Consider the following 17068-nt stretch of genomic DNA (forward strand, 5'->3'; position numbering starts at 1 on the left):
GCGACAATCTCAGATATGCGGTCCTACGATCCGCGCAGGTCAGGAGACCCGATCAGTCTCGGTGGCTACACGATCGCCGGCCGGCTCGGCGAGGGCGGCCAGGGTGTCGTCTACCTCGCCACCGACCGCGCCGGCGCGCGCGTCGCGATCAAGTGGCTGCGTTTCGGCGACGCCGTCGCCGCCGAGCGGTTCCTGCGCGAGGTCCAGGTCGCCCAGCAGGTCGCGCCGTTCTGCACGGCCCAGGTGCTGGCCACCGGCGCCGAGCACGACCGGCCGTACATCGTCAGCGAGTACGTCGAGGGCCCCACCCTGCAGCACGTCGTCCGGGATCAGGGGCCACGCGCCGGGCCGGCGCTGTACCGCCTCGCGATCGGCACCGCCACCGCGCTGGCCGCCATCCACCAGGCGGGCATCGTCCACCGCGACTTCAAGCCGGCCAACGTCATCATCGCCCCCGACGGCCCCCGCGTGATCGACTTCGGCATCGCCAGGGCGCTCGACACCACGGCCACGATCAGCTCCACGCCGGTGGGAACACCGTCGTTCATGGCGCCCGAACAGTTCCTCGGCCACCCCGTCGGCGCCGCCGCCGACCTGTTCGCCTGGGCCAGCACCATCGCCTACGCCGCCTCCGGCAGGGCGCCCTTCGGCAGCGACACCATGCCGGCGGTCATCAACAGGATCCTCCACGGGCGACCCGACGTCTCGAACCTCGACGAGCCGCTGTCCGGGGTCGTGCACGCCTGCCTGTCCAAGGACCCGACCCTGCGGCCCACCGCCGAACAGGTCATCATGCGGCTGCTGCAGCACCCCGTGGCCCCTGGCGGCATGCTGCGCGAGGCCGCCGCCGCCTCCATGGTGGGCTCCACCCGCCTCTCTCCCGGCCACGGCGCCCCGCGTCACTGGAGCGGCGGGGCCGGCGGTCCAGTGACGCGCGGTCCCACCGCACCGCCGCCGGGACACGCGGAGGGCGGGGCGCCGCCCGCCCAGCCGCGGGCCCCAGCGCGGTCCGGCAAGCCCGGGAGACGGCTGGCCGCCGGGCTCGCGGCGGGGATCACCGCGCTGCTCCTCGTCGTGGTGGCCGTCGCCGTGCCGTGGGGACGGTTCCTGGGCCGGGAGACGCCCTCGGCCTCGCCGGCCGTACCGACGAACGCGACGGCCCCGCCGTCCCGGCCGGCCGCGACCCCGCGGGGTCAGGTGGCGCGGCCGTTGCCCGGCACGCAGGCCGCCATCTACGAGCGCCCCGGCGATCCGATCACGCTCACGGCCTACAGCGCCTACGACAAACCCACCAAGGACTGGACGAACTACGCCAGGGACGCGCTGACGGGCCCGTTCCGCCGCTACGGCGGCTACTGGGAGACCGCGCTCTCCCCCGACGGCCGCTACATCGCCGGACGCGGCAAGAACTACACCTCCGACGACTACGACTCCGTCGAGATCACCGACACGAGGACCCGCAGCAAGATCGCTTCCATCAAGACCGTCAAGAGCCCGCTGATCAGCCCCATCCACGCCTGGTCGAACGACGGCTCGAAGATCCTGCTCAACATCGAGCATCCCAAGGGCGAGAGCACGCGCAACATGGGCTTCGTCATCGTCGACGTACCGGCGCGGAAGGCGAACGTGGTCAGGATGGCGGGCGAGAACGACGCCGGGTTCGGATGGGACGGCCAGACCGCCGGCGTGGTCCGCGTCTACGGCCCCGACCTGCGCTTCTTCGACGCCGCAGGCAACCGGCTGCACGACGCCGTCAACATCGGCACGCTTCCCGTCGACACGCAGGACCTCTTCTCCCCCTCGGGCCGGTCGTTCGCCACGAAGTGCCCCGAGGGCGACGACGGCGAACTGTGCCTGTGGGACAGCGAGTCGGGAGCCCGGCTGCGCAACGTCACCACCTTCTGCGACAAGCTGCTCGGCTGGTACGACGAGACCCACCTGTACTGCTGGGAGAACGACAACGCCGCCAAGGACCGCGTGGAGGTCGTCGACTTCGCCGGCGCGGAGATCCGCACCCTGCTCGACGTCCCGGACGGCGAGGACATCAGCCCCACCTTCACCAGGACCACCTGAGGGGTTTCCGGGGCGGAAGAATGTTCGGTGGCTCAACCGTTATGGCGACACGCGAGAATTCCGGGTATGCCGCCCTACGATCAGCTCAGATCTGGCGATCCGGCCAGACTCGGTGACTACACCCTCCTCGGCAGGCTCGGCGAGGGCGGCCAGGGCGTCGTCTACCTCGCCGCCGACCCCACGGGCGCGCGTGTCGCGATCAAGTGGCTGCGTCCGGGCGACACCGTCAGCGCCGAGCGGTTCCTGCGCGAGGTCCAGGTCGCCCAGCAGGTCGCGCCGTTCTGCACGGCCCAGGTGCTGTCCACCGGCGCCGCGGACGGCAGGCCGTACATCGTCAGCGAGTACGTCGAGGGCCCGTCCCTGCAACGCGTCGTCCAGGAGCAGGGCCCGCGCTCGGGCCCGGCCCTGCACCGCCTCGCGATCGGCACCGCCACCGCGCTGGCCGCCATCCACCAGGCGGGCATCGTGCACCGCGACTTCAAGCCCGCCAACGTCATCATCGCCCCCGACGGCCCGCGTGTGATCGACTTCGGCATCGCCAGGGCGCTGAACGCCACCTCCACCATCAGCTCGGCCCCCGTCGGGACACCGTCGTTCATGGCGCCCGAGCAGCTCCTCGGCCACCAGGTGGGGCCCGCGGCCGACATGTTCACCTGGGCCAGCACGATCGCCTACGCCGCCTCCGGCCGGGCGCCCTTCGGCAGCGACACCATGCCCGCGGTGATCAACAGGGTTCTCAACGCGCCGCCCGAGGTGTCCGGCCTCGACGAGCCGCTGCGCGGGGTGGTGCACGCCTGCCTGTCCAAGGACCCGGCCCAGCGGCCCACCGCCGAACAGGTCATCATGCGGCTGCTCCAGCACCCCGTGGCGCCCGGCGGCATGCTGCGGGAGGCTGCGGCGGCCGCCTCCATGGCCGGCGCGCCGCAGGCCGTGCCCGCCCACGCCGCCCCCCACAGTGCCCCGCACGGCTCCCCCCACAGTGCCCCCCACAGTGCCCCGCACGCCGCCCCTCAACCCGTCCCCCATCCCGCCGCGCACCCGCACGGTCCCTCGGGCCCGCCCTCGCACGTCCCCTCCGGCCCGCCGCCGCAGGGACAGTGGGCGCCGAACGCGTGGGCACAGCCCACCTATCCGCAGGAGGCCTACCCGCCGCCGAAGAAGAGCAGGGCCGGGCTGGTGGCCGGCCTCGTGGCGGGAGCCGTCGCGCTGCTCGTCGTGGTGGCGGTCGTCGCGGTGCCCTGGGGAAAACTCTCCGGCCGCGCCGAGTCCTCGCCGTCGCCCTCGGCCGACGCGCAGCGGCGCACGAACACCCCGTCGGCCGCCCCTTCCCGTACGGCCGTGCCGACGCAGGGGCTGGCCAAGCAGCGGCTGCTCGGCACGCAGGCCCTGGCCTACGAGCACCCCGACGACCCGATCAAGCTCACCTCCTACGAGATCTACAACAAGAACTCCAAGGAGTGGGTCAACTACGCCAGAGGAGCGCTGACCGGCCCCTTCCGCCGCTACGGCGGCAACTGGGAGACCCTGCTCTCCCCCGACGGCCGCTACATCGCCGCACGCAGCAAGAACTACACCTCCGACCGCTACGACTCCGTCGAGATCACCGACCGGACGACCGGCAGCAAGACCTCCGTCAAGACCGTCAAGGAGCCGCTGATCAGCAGCATCCGCGCCTGGTCGAACGACGGCTCGAAGATCCTGCTCAACATCGAGCAGTCCAAGGGCGACGACTGGCTCTACCTGGGCTTCGCCATCGTCGACGTGGCCACGGAGAAGGCGAAGGTGGTCAGGATCACCGGCAAGAGCTCCTTCGGCTGGGACGGCGAGACCTCGGGCGTGGTCGCCGTCCACGGCTCCGACCTGCGCTTCTTCGACGCCGCAGGCAACCGGCTGCGCGACGCCACCGACATCGGCGAGCTGCCCGCGGGCACGCAGGACATCTTCTCCCCCTCCGGCCGGTCGTTCGCCACCCGCTGCCCCGACGCCGACTCGGGCGAGCTGTGCGTGTGGGACAGCAGGTCGGGAGAGCGGCTGCGCAAGGTCTCCACCCCCTGCGACAAGCTCCTCGGCTGGTACGACGAGACCCACCTCTACTGCTGGGAGCTCGACAACGCCACCAAGGACCGCATCCAGGTCGTCGACTTCGCCGGCAAGGAGGTCCGCACGCTGCTCGACATCCCCGACGGCGCCGGCTACAGCCCCACCTTCACCAGAATCTCGTGAACCCGGCATCTCGCGAACCGGGCGACCCCGCGAACCCGGCGATCTCGTGATCTCGGCCTCGTGAACCGTTCGGCGGGCGCGCCCGTGTAGGTGGTCATGAAGACGCTGATCCGGACGGCACTCACCGCCGCCGCCCTCGCGACGGCGACCGCCGCCTGCTCCTCGTCCGTCGCCCCGCGCGCGGCGGCGCCGCTCGACCTGAGCGACGTGAAGCTGGTCTCCTACAGCAGCTGCGACGACATGCTGTCCGGGCTGCGCGAGAACACCGCCAAGAACGTCTCCTCCTGGGGTCTCGGCGGGCCGCCCATCATGTACATGGAGCGCGCCGACGTCGCGAGCAAGGCCGTCCCCCAGTCGACGGGTCAGGGCCAGGCCGCCGACCACTCCACCACGAACGTGCACGAGCAGGGCGTCGACGAGCCCGACCTGGTCAAGACCGACGGCAAGCGGGTCATCACCGTCAGCCACGGCAAGCTCCGCGTCATCGACGCCTCGACCAGGAAGGTCACCGGCACGCTGGAGCTGGCCAAGGAGAACTGGGTGGCCGGCGACCTGCTCGTGTCGGGCGACCGGGCGCTCGTGCTGTTCAACGGCGGCGGCATCCCGTTCGGCGCCGTCGCCAAGCGCGCCTTCGCCCCGACCGGCGGCCCGCAGTACGTGCTGGTGGACCTCGCGGCCGAGCAGCCCAAGCTGCTCGGCACCTTCGAGCCGCGCGGCATGCACGTCGACGCCCGGCTGGTGGGCTCCACGGTACGGCTGGTCGTGCGCAGCCAGCCCGACATCACCTTCCCCCAGCCCCGCGACAGCGTGCCTGAGGCCGAGCGCATCAGGGTCAACCAGGCCGTCGTACGGCAGGCGCCGATCTCGGCCTGGCTGCCGAAGTTCACGATCACCGACGCGGCCGGCAACGCGCGCGAGGAGTCGGTGGCGTGCGAGAAGGTCAGCCACCCCGACGAGTACACGGGGACCTCGCTGCTGACGGTGCACTCCATCGATCTGGCGCAGGACCTGACGGCCGCGGCGGCCAACCCGATCGCCGTGGCCGCCGACGGCGACACCGTCTACGGGACGGGGACGAGCCTGTACGTCACCAGCAACCCGCGCTGGTGGTTCCCTGTCCCGGTCGACCCGCGCCCGGTGGAGGACGTGCCCACGCCGAGCTCCTCCACGAGCTCCTCGGAGCCGGTCGCGCCCTCGGTCAGCGCCTCCCCCCCTCCGGCGTCGCCCGACACGTCCACGAGTTCCTCGGGCGCGGGCCTGGCCCCCATCGACGGGCCGTCTCCCGCGACGACCGCCGCGCCGGTCCCCAGCCCGGCCGTCCCGCCGGAGGAGACCGAGGTCCACCGCTTCGACATCAGCAAGCCGGGGGCGCCGGCCTACCTCGCCTCCGGCAAGGTGCCCGGCAGGCTGCTCAACCAGTACGCCATGTCGGAGTACGAGGGCAACCTGCGCGTCGCCACCACGACGGCCGACCAGAAGACCAGCTCCAGCAGCGTCTACGTGCTGCGCGCCGACACCCTGGCCAAGGTCGGCGAGGTCGGCGGCCTGGGCAGGAACGAGCGCATCTACTCGGTCCGCTTCATCGGCCCGGTCGGGTACGTGGTGACCTTCCGCCAGGTCGACCCGCTCTACACGCTCGACCTGCGCGACCCCGCCGCGCCCAGGGTGACGGGCGAGCTCAAGATCACCGGCTACTCCGCGTACCTGCACCCGGCCGGCGACGGCCGCCTCATCGGGCTCGGCCAGGAGGCCAGCGAGAAGGGCCGGACGCTCGGCACCCAGGTCTCGCTGTTCGACGTCAGCGATCCGGCCGCGCCGCGGCGGTTGTCGCAGCTGTTCCAGAAGGAGTCGGGCTCCGAGGCCGAGTGGGACCCGCACGCCTTCCTGTACTGGCCGAAGAGCGGCACAGCGGTCATCCCCATGTCCAGCTACCGGAACGGGCAGTCGGACTCGGGGGCGCTGGTCCTGAAGATCACCGACACCGCGGTGACGTCGGTCGGGACGATCAAGCACCCGCGGGTGAAGGAGGGCGACTACACCTACGAGCCGAACATCCAGCGCTCGATGGTGATCGGCGACTCGCTGTGGACGGTGTCGCCGTCGGGGATCAAGGTCAACGACCTGAACTCGCTGGACGAGCAGGCCTGGATCCCGCTCGCCTGACCCGCGGCCCCATCCCCGGTCCCGCCGCTGCACGGGGGCGGCGGGCCGGGGATCCTCATGACCGGACCGGCGGGGGCCGCCTCAGGCGCGTGCCGTTCGCGGCCGCCGTGCGGCCAGGCCCTCAGCGGGGGGTCGGCTGGGCGACCGGCACGATCTCGGGCGCGCCGAGACGGATGGCGTCCGCCTCCTGGTCGGTGTCCTGCTCCTGGGAGAGCCGCTCGGCCTCCACCCGCTTGCAGTAGTACTCGACCTCTCGCTTCACGTGGTCGTCGTCCCACTCCAGGGGCCCGGCCATGAGCTCGGCCGCTTCCTGCGCCACCGCGAGCCCCCGGTGGAAGGTCTCGATCGAGATGTGGGTGCGCCTGGTCAGCACGTCGTTGAGGTGCCTGGCGCCCTCGTGGGTGGCGGCGTAGACGACCTCGGCGCGCAGGTGGTCGTCGGCCCCGTTGAGCGGCCTGGCCAGCGAGCGGTCCTGCTCGATCAGCTCCAGCACTTCGTCGACGAGCGTGCCGTACCGCTGCAGCAGGTGCTCGATGCGGGCCACGTGCAGGCCCGAGTCGCGCGCGAGCCGGTGACGGGAGTTCCACAGCGCCTGGTAGCCCTCGGCGCCCACCAGCGGGACACGGTCGGTGCAGGAGGGGGGGACGCGCTGGTCGAGGCCGTGCGCGACCGCGTCGACCGCGTCCTTGGCCATCACCCGGTAGGTGGTGTACTTGCCGCCCGCGATCATCACCAGGCCCGGCACCGGGTGGGCGACCACGTGCTCCCTGGACAGCTTGGAGGTCTCCTCCGACTCCCCCGACAGCAGGGGGCGCAGCCCGGCGTAGACGCCCTCGACGTCGTCCCTGGTCAGCGGGACCGACAGCACGCCGTTGACATGGTCGAGCAAGTAGTCGATGTCGACCCGCGAGGCGGCGGGGTGCGCCCGGTCGAGAGTCCACTCGGTGTCGGTGGTGCCGATGATCCAGTGCCGTCCCCACGGGATCACGAACAGCACGGACTTCTCCGTGCGCAGGATGATGCCGGTCATCGAGTGGATCCGGTCACGCGGGACCACCAGGTGGATGCCCTTGGAGGCGCGCACGTGGATCTGGCCCCTGCCGCCGACCAGCTCCTGGATGTCGTCGGTCCAGACCCCGGTGGCGTTGACCACCTGGCGCGCCCTGATCTCGAACTCGGTGGAGTTCTCCAGGTCCAGCACCCGCACCCCGGTGACCCGCTCCCCTTCACGCAGGAAACCGACCACCTGCGTCCGCTGGGCGACGTGCGCGCCGTAGGCGGCCGCGGTGCGCAGCGTGGTCATCACGTAGCGGGCGTCGTCGACCTGGGCGTCCCAGTACTGCACGGCGCCGGTGAAGGCACTGCGCTTGAGCGCGGGCGCCAGCCGCAGCGCCCTGCTCCTGGACAGGTGGCGGTGCCCGGGCATGCCGCGGGTCAGGCCGGAGGCGAAACCGAGGGTGTCGTAGAGCGCCACGCCCGCCCCGACGTAGGGACGCTCCCATCCGTAGTGGGTCATCGGGAACAGGAACGGCACCGGCCGCACCAGATGGGGCGCGATGCGCTGCAGCAGCAGGGCCCGCTCCTGCAGCGCCTCTCTGACCAGGTCGAAGTTGAGCTGCTCCAGATAGCGCAGACCGCCGTGGATGAGCTTGGAGGAGCGGGAGGAGGTGCCGGAGGCGAAGTCGCGCGCCTCCACGAGGCCGACGGACAGGCCGCGGGTGGCCGCGTCGAGCGCCACTCCCGCGCCCACGATGCCGCCGCCGACGACGACTACGTCAAGCTCCCGTTCCGCCATCGCGGCCAGCGCGGCCGTCCTCTCGACGGGACCCAGCCTGGAGGCTCCGATGTTGGCCGTCATGACAACGAACGTACCCGCTTTCGTTCGGGTCGAGCGTTGACGTACGTCGGGCTACGCCACGACGTTCACGCACGGATCACCTTCACGCCCGCGTCCGCGAAGCGGCTCGCCATCTCGTCGGACAGCCGCTCGTCGGTCACCAGCGTGTCGATCTGGTTGACGGGGCAGATCCTGGCGAAGGCCCGCTTGCCCAGCTTGGAGGAGTCGGCCACGACCACGACCTGGGCGGCCCTGCCGATGAGCAGGCTGTTGACCGAGGCCTCGCCCTCGTGGTGCGCGGAGGCGCCGAGCTCGACGTCGAGGGCGTCGACGCCGAGGAAGGCCACGTCCAGCGTCACCTGGTCGAGCACGCCGCTCGCCAATGGTCCGATGAGCTCGTAGGACTGCTGCCGCGCAACGCCGCCGGTCACCACGATCTTCACGTGCTGGCGGACGGTGAGCTCGGCGGCGATGTTGAGCGCGTTGGTGACGATCGTGAACCCGGTCTCGAGCGTCGAGCGGGTGGCCAGGGTGCGGGCCAGCTCGGAGGTCGTGGTGCCGCCGTTCATGCCGACCACGGCGCCCGGCGCGACCAGGTCGGCGGCGGCCGCGGCGATGCGGTGCTTCTCGTCGGCGTGGCGCGCGGTCTTGTAGCGCAGCGGCAGGTCGTAGCTGACGCTCTGCGCGACGGCGCCGCCGCGGGTGCGCATGAGCATCTGCTGCTGGGCGAGTTGGTCGAAGTCGCGGCGGATGGTCGCGGTGGAGACGTCGAGCGATTCGGCGGCCTCCTCGACCGAGAGCCGTCCCTCCTGCGCCAGCAGCTCGAGAATCGAGTTCCATCGGTCATAACGGCTCATGGAGGCAAGCCTGGCACATCCGATGACCCGCCCACCAGCACTGCACAGTTGTGCTCTTTTATGCTATAAAAAGAGCAGAAACAATCACAATCGGGAGGAAGCCTTGACCACCCACACCGAGGCCGAGATCGCGTCTCAGCCCGACTGCTGGCGGCGTGCCGTGGCGGACATTCCGGTCGACGCCCTGCCCAAGCCGGGCGAGCGGGTCGCCGTCGTCGGCTGTGGCACCTCCTGGTTCATCGCGATGGCCTACGCCACGCTCCGCGAGCGGGCCGGCCTGGGCGAGACCGACGCCTTCGCCGCGTCGGAGGCGCCGCTCGGCCGTTCCTACGACCGGGTGCTGGCGCTGACGCGCTCCGGCACCACCACCGAGGTGCTCGAACTGCTGGGCAAAGTCGGCACCAGGACCACGGCCATCACCGCCGACCCCGACACGCCGGTCATGAACCTGGCCGACCAGGTCATCGTCCTCGACTACGCCGACGAGCGGTCCGTCGTGCAGACCCGCTTCGCCACCACCCAGCTCGCGCTGCTGCGCGCCAGCCTCGGCGAGGACCTCACCCAGGCCATCGCCGACGCGGGCGAGGCCGTCTCCGCCCCGCTCGACGCCGCGCTGGTCGAGGCCGAGCAGTTCAGCTTCCTCGGCACCGGCTGGTCCGTCGGCCTGGCGCAGGAGGCGGCGCTGAAGATGCGCGAGGCGTCCCGGTCGTGGACCGAGGCGTACCCGGCGATGGAGTACCGCCACGGCCCGATCAGCATCGCGGGCCCCGGCCGCGTCACCTGGATGCTCGGAAGCGCCCCTCAGGGGCTGCGCGAGCAGGTCGAAGCCACCGGCGGCACGTTCTTCGAGACCGCGCTCGACCCGATGGCCGAGCTGATCCGCGCCCAGCGGGTCGCCGTCGCGCGCGCCTTCGCCCGCGGGCTCGACCCCGACGAGCCGATGCACCTCACGCGATCTGTGATTCTTTCTTCATGAGCCTTACTCTCGCCGACGCCCGTATCGCGACTCCCGAGGGAGTCCACGACGGGTGGCTGACCATCGAAGACGGCCGCATCACGCATGTCGGTCACGGATCCGCCCCCCGAGCGGGCCACAGCCTGGCCGGGCGGCTGGTCGTGCCCGGCTTCGTCGACATCCACAACCATGGCGGCGCGGGCGGATCCTTCCCCACTGGTCAGCAGGACAAGGCGCGCGACGCCATCGCGCTCCACGAGAGTCACGGCACCACCACGATGGTCGCCAGCCTGGTGACGGGGTCGGTGGCGGACATCGCCGCCGCCACCTCGTCCCTGGCCGACCTGTGCGACGACGGCCTGCTGGCCGGCATCCACTTCGAGGGCCCCTACATCTCCAAGGCCCGCTGCGGCGCGCACAACCCCAAGCTGCTGCGCGAGCCCGACCCGCGGGAGTTCGGCGAGCTGGTCAAGGCAGGCCGCGGCCACGTGCGCATGCTGACCATCGCCGCCGAGCTGCCGGGGGCGCTCGACACCATCCGCGCGGCGGCCGGCGAAGGCGTCATCGCCGCTCTCGGCCACAGCGACGCCACCTACGACCAGACCATCGCGGGCATCGACGCGGGCGCCACGGTCGCCACCCACCTCTACAACGCGCTTCCCCCGCTCGGCCACCGCGCGCCGGGGCCCATCGCCGCCCTCCTGGAGGACGAGCGCGTCACCATCGAGCTGATCAACGACGGCGTCCACGTCCACTCCGCCATGCTCCGCCTCGCCTACACCGTCGCCGGCCCCGAGCGCACCGCGCTGATCACCGACGCGATGGCCGCCACCGGCATGGGCGACGGCACCTACGTGCTCGGCTCCATGGAGGTCGACGTCCGCGACGGCGTGGCCCGCCTGGCCGAGGGCGGTTCCATCGCGGGCAGCACCCTCACCATGGACGTCGCCTTCCGTCGTGCCGTCCAGCAGGTCGGGCTGTCCATCGCCGAGGCCGTCGAGGTCTCCTCGCTGACCCCCGCCCGCGTGCTCGGCATCGCCGACCAGGTGGGGTCCATCACCGCGGGCAAGATCGCCGACCTGGTCGTTCTCAACGATTCCCTCGAGGTCGCCGGCGTCATGAAGCGCGGCGGCTGGATCACGGAGCCCTGATGATCCTCACCGTCACGCTCAACGCCGCCCTCGACGTCACCTACCGGGTGCCCGACGCCGACTGGGACGGGGTGAACCGGGTCTCCTCGGTGCACAGGCGTGCCGGTGGCAAGGGTGTCAACGTCGCGCGGGTGCTCGCCGCCTTCGGCCGTGAGGTCGTGGTGGCGGGCCTCGCCGGCGGCCCCACGGGCACGGCCATCCGCGCCGACCTCGACGCCGCGGGCCTGCCCTGCGCGCTCACCCCGATCTCCGGCGACTCCCGCACCACGCTGGTGATCCACTCGGGCACCACGGCGCTGTTCAACGAGCCGGGCCCGCAGGTGACCGGCGCCGAGCTCGACCGCTTCCTGACCGACTTCGAGCGCCTGGCCGCGGACGCCGAGGCCGTCGTGATCTCCGGCAGCCTGCCCCGCGGCGTCCCAGCCGACCTCTACGCCACGCTGTCCGCCATGACCGGCGTGCCGACGATCGTCGACGCCGACGGCGAGCCGCTGCGCCACGCGCCCAAGGGACGGCCCTCGATCGTCAAGCCCAACAAGGACGAGCTGTCCAGGGCCTTCCCGGACGGCGGGGCGGAGGCCGTCTTGGCCGAAGGCGCGGGGGCGGTCGTCGTGTCCATGGGCGAGGAAGGGCTGCACGCCATCACGCCGGCGGGGACCTTCCGCGCGCGCATGCCGTACCGGGTGGAGGGCAACCCGACGGGGGCGGGCGACGCGCTGGTGGCGGGCCTGGCCCTGGGGCTGGTGGAGCAGCTGCTGTGGCCCGACCTGCTGCGCAGGGCGGCCGCTCTCGGCGCCGCCGCCGTCGCCGCGCCCGTGGCGGGCGACTTCGATCGTGGCGTGTTCGACGCCATCCACCCCGAGATCGTCATCTCTTAGAAGGAGCCCCATGCCTCTCGTCGGCATCGCAGAGATCGTCAACAGCGCGAAGGCTGGCGTCGGCGCGTTCAACGTGATCCAGCTGGAGCACGCGACCGCGATCGTCGCGGGCGCCGAGGCCGCGGGCGCGCCGGTGGTCCTGCAGATCAGCGAGAACGCCGTCCGCTACCACGGCGCGCTCGAACCCGTCGCGCTCGCCGCGCTCGCCGTCGCCAGGCGCGCGGCCGTGCCCGTCGCCGTCCATCTCGACCACGCCACCGACAGGGCGCTGGTCGAGGAGGCCGTCGCGCTCGGCCTCGGCTCGGTCATGTTCGACGCCTCCGCGCTGCCCGACGAGGAGAACGTCGCCGCCACGGCCCAGGTCGTCGCCCACTGCCACGCCCACGGCGTGTGGGTGGAGGCCGAGCTGGGCGAGGTCGGCGGCAAGGACGGCGTCCACGCGCCCGGCGTGCGCACCAAGCCGCACGAGGCGGTCGACTACGTCGCCCGCACCGGCGTCGACGCCCTGGCCGTCGCCGTCGGCACCTCCCACGCGATGACGACCAAGGACGCGGTGCTCGACCTGGCGCTGATCGCCGAACTGCACGCCGCGGTGCCGGTGCCGCTGGTCCTGCACGGCTCGTCGGGGGTGTCCGACGAGAACCTGCGCGACGCCGTACGGCACGGCATGAAGAAGATCAACATCGCCACGCACCTCAACAAGGCCTTCACCGGGGCCGTCCGCGACTACCTCGCCCGCGATCCCCAGGTCGTCGACTCCCGCAAGTACCTCAAGGCGGCCCGGGACGCGGTCGCCCGCGAGGTCACCCACCTGCTCGGCGTCCTGTCCTGAACCGGGAGCGCGCCGCATCCGTGTGAGTGGGCATGCGCCTGCTCGCCGTTCTCGCCCTCGTCGCCACCTTCCTCCTGGCCCCTGCAGGTACGGCATGCGCCTGCAGCTGCGCCTCCCTGACCCCGAAGGAGGCGGTGAAGGACTCGGTCGCGGTGTTCACCGGAACGGTGCAGGCCGTCCGCCGGCTGCCCGGATCGCTGTCCGGTCCCCCGCCGCCCTTCGTGGTCACGTTCGCGGTCGACCAGGTCTACAAGGGCGGGCGCGCGGCGACGGTCGAGGTGGCGACCAACGCCGACTCGGCCGCGTGCGGCTACGACTTCGCCAAGGGGGCCCGGTACCTGGTGTTCGCGTCGCCGGTGGCGGATGACGGCGGGATGTTCCCGACGCATCCCGGCACGTCGCTGTCCTCGTCGCTGTGCTCGGGGAACGTGAAGCTCGAAGCGGGCAGCAGCGGACCGCTGCGGCGGGGTGACGAGGCCGGCTCGCCGGACGCCTTCGGGCGGTCCGTCACCACGGAGCTGCTCGCCGCCCTCGGCACCCCGGCCCCGCCCGTCATGAGCTCTCCGGTCGCCCAGGCCGCCTCGCCGGTGGCCGCGGATGAGCACGCGAGCGTCCCGGCCGCCGGCTCCTCCCCCGGCGGCCCGCCCTGGGGGCTGATCGGGGGCGCCGTCGCGGCGACCGTCCTGATGGTGGCGCTGGCGGTGGGGCTGGCCCGGCTCCTGGCCAGGCGGCGCTGAGGCACGCCCGCCGTCCAGCGGTCCGGCACCTCCCGGCCCGTCTCGCTGAGGCTCAGGCGGCGGTCAGCCGCCGTCCAGGGCCCGCAGCACGCGCTCGACCTGCTTCGCGAACGTCCCCGGCGGGTTGCGCGGCCCCTCCCCCGACAGCAGGAACAGCCACGTCAGCGCCTGCAGCCTGCGGCACTCCCGCACCCTGGCCGCCTCGTCGCGGTCGAGCTCGACCCTGGCCAGGACGTCCACCTCGCCGTCGACCCACGCTGACACGTGTTCGGCGAGCTCGGCCAGCTCGTAGGCCCGGTCCGAGCGGCCCGAGTCCTCGAAGTCGACCACCCGTACGCGGACGCCGTCCCACAGGAAGTTGGACAGGTTGCCGTCACCTGCCCCGAACGCCGGACGCACGCCGGCCGTACCCGGGCGCCATCCCTCCAGCCACCTGGCGCCCTCCCGCACCGCCAGATCGGCGCGCGTGCCCCGCGGCCGCCACGCGGCGCACCACGCGCGCACCTGCGCGGCGAGTTGTTCGGCCTGCCACGGCCGTTCGGGCAGGTCCCGCAGCACCCGCGCGGGCACCGCCGCGTGCAACCGGCCGAGCGTCGCCGCCAGCTCCGCCAGGGGCGCGGCCCCGGAGGGCACGCCGCGCACCGGTGTCCCGTCCACCCTGGACATGACCACCACGCCGGGCTCGAAGGCGATGGGCGCCGGCGCCAGCCCTGGCGCGTGCTCGCCGAGCAGGGTGAGCGCGCGCCACTCGCGCTCGTCCGCGCCCGCCTTCCCGTCGACGTAGCGCTTGGTGACCACGTCGCCGTCGAAGGTCACCTCGTGCGTGTGCTGGAGATCGGCCATCACGGTGCGCCTGGGGGTGAGGCAGTCATAGCGGAGCAGTCTAGGCGCCGTCGTTCTCAGCCGAGGATCAGTCGCTCGGCCGCCCGGGCCACGAGTTCGTCGGCCTCCGCCTCGGAGAAGACGTCCGGCAGCGTCAGCCGCTCCACGATCAGCCAGTTCAGCGCGAGATAGAGCAGTTTCACCGCCGTCGCGTCGCCGGGCAGCCCCGACCCCAGGTGGATGCGCACGTTCGCCTCCACGTCGGCGCGGATCCGCTCGGTCAGGACGGCCCGCAGTTCGGGCCTGCGTGTCGCCTCCAGCCGCAGCTCCAGCAGCGCCAGGTACCCGGTGGAGTAGGCGCTGATCCTGGCCACCATCTCTCTGAGCAGCTCGACGACCCTGTCCTTGTCACGCGGGCCGGTCAGGGCGAGCGTCATGGTCGTCTCGTCGGGCTCCAGCCGCTCGTAGATCCGCCCTCCCGCCTGGGTGAGCAGGTCGTCACGGCTGGAGAAGTAGTTGGACGCGGTCCCCGGCGGCACCGCCGCCTGGGCGTCGACCGCCCTGAACGTCAGACCTCTGGCGCCCTCGCGGGCCAGCACCTCGATGGCCGCGTCGACGAGGGCCGCCCGCCGCTCCGGATTCCTGCGCACTTGACACCACTCCAGATGTAGTACTACGTTCTAACCACTTCATTCAGAGTACTACAAGCGGAGTTGCTACTTATGCGAAAGCTCGTGTACTACGTGGGCGTCTCGATCGATGGCTACATCGCGGGCCCCGGCGGCGAGTGGGACTTCTACCCGGTGAGCGACGACATGGCGGCATGGATGAACACCGAGCTGCCGGAGGTCGTGCCGGCACACGTCCGCGCGATGATCGGCCTCGACGCTCCCGCGCGCCGCTTCGACACGGTCGTCATGGGGCGCGGCACCTACCTGCCGGGCCTGGACGCCGGCATGACCAGCCCCTACACCCCGCTGCGGCACCACGTCGTGTCCACCACGCTGCCCGACAGCACCGACCCCCTGGTCGAGATCGTCAGGAGCGAGCCGCTGGAGCTGGTGCGGCGGCTCAAGAAGGAGGACGGCATGGACATCTACCTGTGCGGCGGCGGCAAGCTCGCGGCCGCCGTCCTGCCGGAGATCGACGAACTGATCATCAAGCACTACCCGGTGGTCGCGGGCGACGGGATCCCCGCCTTCGCCGACGGGTTCCGGCCCACCCGGTTCGCGCCAACGCAGAGCAGGACGTTCAGCAACGGCGCCACGGTCACGTGGTACGCCAGGGCATGAGGACGTCCACCGGCAGGCCGGACGGCGGGCCACGGCGCACCCGCCGACCTGACCGCACCCCGAGCCGGAGACGCCGGAGACCCGCACCCCCGGACGGGGCGCGGGTCTCCACAGGTCAGGACGTCAGCGCTGGATCGGCGCGACGACCACCTCGACCCGCTGGAACTCCTTGATGTCGGAGTAGCCGGTCGAGGCCATCGTGCGCTTCAGCGCGCCCATCAGGTTCATCGACCCGTCGGCCACGGTGGACGGCCCGTGCAGGATCTGCTCCAGCGTGCCCACCGTCCCGAACTGTACCCTGCGCCCGCGCGGCAGGTCGGGGTGGTGCGCCTCGGAACCCCAGTGGAACCCGTGACCGGGAGCCTCCGTCGCCCGCGCGAGCGGCGAGCCCACCATCACCGCGTCGGCCCCGCAGGCGATCGCCTTGGCGATGTCGCCCGAGGTGCCCATGCCGCCGTCGGCGATCACGTGCACGTAGCGGCCACCTGACTCGTCGAGGTAGTCGCGCCGCGCCGCCGCCACGTCGGAGATCGCCGTGGCCATCGGGACGGCGACGCCGAGCACGTTGCGCGTGGTGTGGGAGGCGCCGCCGCCGAAGCCGACCAGCACGCCAGCCGCGCCCGTGCGCATCAGGTGCAGGGCCGCGGTGTAGGTGGCGCACCCGCCCACGATCACCGGCACGTCGAGCTCGTAGATGAACTGCTTGAGGTTCAGCGGCTCGGCCTTGCTCGAGACGTGCTCGGCCGAGACCGTCGTGCCGCGGATCACGAAGATGTCGACGCCCGCGTCGATGACCGTCTTGTGGAACTGCACGGTGCGCTGCGGCGACAGGCGGACCGCGGTGGTCACGCCGGCGTCGCGGATCTCCCGGATCCTGCGCCCGATCAGCTCCTCCTTGATCGGTGCCGTGTAGATCTCCTGGAGCCTGCGCGTGGCCGCCTCGGCGTCGAGCTCGGCGCACTCCTCCAGCAGCGGGCTCGGGTCCTCGTAGCGGGTCCACAGGCCCTCAAGGTCGAGCGGCGCGAGGCCGCCCAGCTTGCCGATCATGATCGCCGTGGCGGGCGAGACGACGCTGTCCATCGGCGCGACCACCACGGGCAGCTCGAACCGGTAGGCGTCGATCTGCCAGGCGATCGAGACCTCCTCCGGGTCGCGCGTGCGCCGCGAGGGCACCAGGCCGATCTCGTCGAGCGCGTAGGCACGGCGGCCGGTCTTGCCGCGGCCGATCTCCACCTGAGTCATCAAAAA

At 72.0% G+C, this 17068-nt stretch carries 14 protein-coding genes; 9 read left to right on the forward strand and 5 right to left on the reverse strand.

Annotated features, from left to right (window positions below):
- The first annotated feature begins 15 nt into the window (after positions 1-15).
- From ABZX22_RS05730 to ABZX22_RS05740, 3 genes are all read left to right on the forward strand, one after another.
- The gene (locus ABZX22_RS05730; RefSeq protein WP_354906383.1) at positions 16-2073 is read left to right on the forward strand and encodes a serine/threonine-protein kinase; all 2058 of its coding nucleotides are present in this window, start codon (positions 16-18) and stop codon (positions 2071-2073) included.
- 66 nt (positions 2074-2139) lie between these two features.
- Complete coding sequence (locus tag ABZX22_RS05735) at positions 2140-4296, forward strand: protein kinase (protein WP_354906384.1); 2157 nt, start codon at positions 2140-2142, stop codon at positions 4294-4296.
- A 96-nt stretch (positions 4297-4392) separates the two neighbouring features.
- A complete protein-coding gene (locus ABZX22_RS05740) occupies positions 4393-6459 on the forward strand; it encodes a beta-propeller domain-containing protein (RefSeq protein ID WP_354906386.1) in 2067 nt (688 codons plus the stop codon).
- A gap of 121 nt (positions 6460-6580) precedes the next feature.
- On the opposite strand, the gene ABZX22_RS05745 is transcribed toward ABZX22_RS05740, so the two are convergent.
- Positions 6581-8317, reverse strand: a complete 1737-nt coding sequence (locus ABZX22_RS05745; protein WP_354906388.1) for a glycerol-3-phosphate dehydrogenase/oxidase — start codon at positions 8315-8317, stop codon at positions 6581-6583.
- 65 nt (positions 8318-8382) lie between these two features.
- Positions 8383-9153: a DeoR/GlpR family DNA-binding transcription regulator gene (locus ABZX22_RS05750; RefSeq protein ID WP_354906389.1), complete on the reverse strand. Its 771-nt coding sequence runs from the start codon at positions 9151-9153 to the stop codon at positions 8383-8385.
- 103 nt (positions 9154-9256) lie between these two features.
- Here ABZX22_RS05750 and ABZX22_RS05755 point away from each other — a divergent pair, with 103 nt between their 5' ends.
- From ABZX22_RS05755 to ABZX22_RS05775, 5 genes are read left to right on the forward strand one after another with little or no spacing between them, the layout of a single operon-like run.
- Positions 9257-10129 carry a sugar isomerase gene (locus tag ABZX22_RS05755; protein WP_354906390.1) on the forward strand — a complete coding sequence of 291 codons (873 nt, stop codon included), beginning with the start codon at positions 9257-9259 and terminating at the stop codon, positions 10127-10129.
- The gene (gene nagA, locus ABZX22_RS05760; protein WP_354906391.1) at positions 10126-11259 is read left to right on the forward strand and encodes an N-acetylglucosamine-6-phosphate deacetylase; all 1134 of its coding nucleotides are present in this window, start codon (positions 10126-10128) and stop codon (positions 11257-11259) included. Before ABZX22_RS05755 ends, nagA begins: the two co-directional genes overlap by 4 nt.
- Positions 11259-12137: a 1-phosphofructokinase family hexose kinase gene (locus tag ABZX22_RS05765; RefSeq protein ID WP_354906392.1), complete on the forward strand. Its 879-nt coding sequence runs from the start codon at positions 11259-11261 to the stop codon at positions 12135-12137. Before nagA ends, ABZX22_RS05765 begins: the two co-directional genes overlap by 1 nt.
- Before the next feature lie 10 nt (positions 12138-12147).
- Positions 12148-12969 (forward strand): class II fructose-bisphosphate aldolase, encoded by an 822-nt coding sequence (locus ABZX22_RS05770; protein WP_354906394.1) that lies wholly within the window; start codon positions 12148-12150, stop codon positions 12967-12969.
- Positions 12970-13001: 32 nt separating this feature from the next.
- Positions 13002-13706 (forward strand): hypothetical protein, encoded by a 705-nt coding sequence (locus ABZX22_RS05775; protein ID WP_354906395.1) that lies wholly within the window; start codon positions 13002-13004, stop codon positions 13704-13706.
- A gap of 63 nt (positions 13707-13769) precedes the next feature.
- On the opposite strand, the gene ABZX22_RS05780 is transcribed toward ABZX22_RS05775, so the two are convergent.
- Positions 13770-14549 carry a phosphotransferase gene (locus ABZX22_RS05780; RefSeq protein WP_354906397.1) on the reverse strand — a complete coding sequence of 260 codons (780 nt, stop codon included), beginning with the start codon at positions 14547-14549 and terminating at the stop codon, positions 13770-13772.
- Between the two features lie 56 nt (positions 14550-14605).
- Positions 14606-15178 (reverse strand): TetR family transcriptional regulator, encoded by a 573-nt coding sequence (locus ABZX22_RS05785; RefSeq protein WP_354906398.1) that lies wholly within the window; start codon positions 15176-15178, stop codon positions 14606-14608.
- Positions 15179-15250: 72 nt separating this feature from the next.
- Here ABZX22_RS05785 and ABZX22_RS05790 point away from each other — a divergent pair, with 72 nt between their 5' ends.
- Positions 15251-15820, forward strand: a complete 570-nt coding sequence (locus ABZX22_RS05790; protein ID WP_354906400.1) for a dihydrofolate reductase family protein — start codon at positions 15251-15253, stop codon at positions 15818-15820.
- Positions 15821-15943: 123 nt separating this feature from the next.
- On the opposite strand, the gene ABZX22_RS05795 is transcribed toward ABZX22_RS05790, so the two are convergent.
- Positions 15944-17062, reverse strand: a complete 1119-nt coding sequence (locus tag ABZX22_RS05795) for a GuaB3 family IMP dehydrogenase-related protein (protein WP_354906402.1) — start codon at positions 17060-17062, stop codon at positions 15944-15946.
- Positions 17063-17068: the final 6 nt, after the last annotated feature.

The sequence above is a fragment of the Nonomuraea sp. NPDC003804 genome, assembly GCF_040610675.1.
Lineage (GTDB): Bacteria > Actinomycetota > Actinomycetes > Streptosporangiales > Streptosporangiaceae > Nonomuraea.

Coding starts and splice junctions, on each gene's coding strand:
- ABZX22_RS05765 (WP_354906392.1), top strand. CDS start 11,259: ATGATCCTCACCGTCACGCTCAACGCCGCCCTCGACGTCACCTACCGG.
- ABZX22_RS05775 (WP_354906395.1), top strand. CDS start 13,002: ATGCGCCTGCTCGCCGTTCTCGCCCTCGTCGCCACCTTCCTCCTGGCC.
- ABZX22_RS05740 (WP_354906386.1), top strand. CDS start 4,393: ATGAAGACGCTGATCCGGACGGCACTCACCGCCGCCGCCCTCGCGACG.
- ABZX22_RS05745 (WP_354906388.1), bottom strand. CDS start 8,317: ATGACGGCCAACATCGGAGCCTCCAGGCTGGGTCCCGTCGAGAGGACG.
- ABZX22_RS05795 (WP_354906402.1), bottom strand. CDS start 17,062: ATGACTCAGGTGGAGATCGGCCGCGGCAAGACCGGCCGCCGTGCCTAC.
- ABZX22_RS05730 (WP_354906383.1), top strand. CDS start 16: ATGCGGTCCTACGATCCGCGCAGGTCAGGAGACCCGATCAGTCTCGGT.
- ABZX22_RS05770 (WP_354906394.1), top strand. CDS start 12,148: ATGCCTCTCGTCGGCATCGCAGAGATCGTCAACAGCGCGAAGGCTGGC.
- ABZX22_RS05780 (WP_354906397.1), bottom strand. CDS start 14,549: ATGGCCGATCTCCAGCACACGCACGAGGTGACCTTCGACGGCGACGTG.
- ABZX22_RS05735 (WP_354906384.1), top strand. CDS start 2,140: ATGCCGCCCTACGATCAGCTCAGATCTGGCGATCCGGCCAGACTCGGT.
- nagA (WP_354906391.1), top strand. CDS start 10,126: ATGAGCCTTACTCTCGCCGACGCCCGTATCGCGACTCCCGAGGGAGTC.
- ABZX22_RS05750 (WP_354906389.1), bottom strand. CDS start 9,153: ATGAGCCGTTATGACCGATGGAACTCGATTCTCGAGCTGCTGGCGCAG.
- ABZX22_RS05790 (WP_354906400.1), top strand. CDS start 15,251: ATGCGAAAGCTCGTGTACTACGTGGGCGTCTCGATCGATGGCTACATC.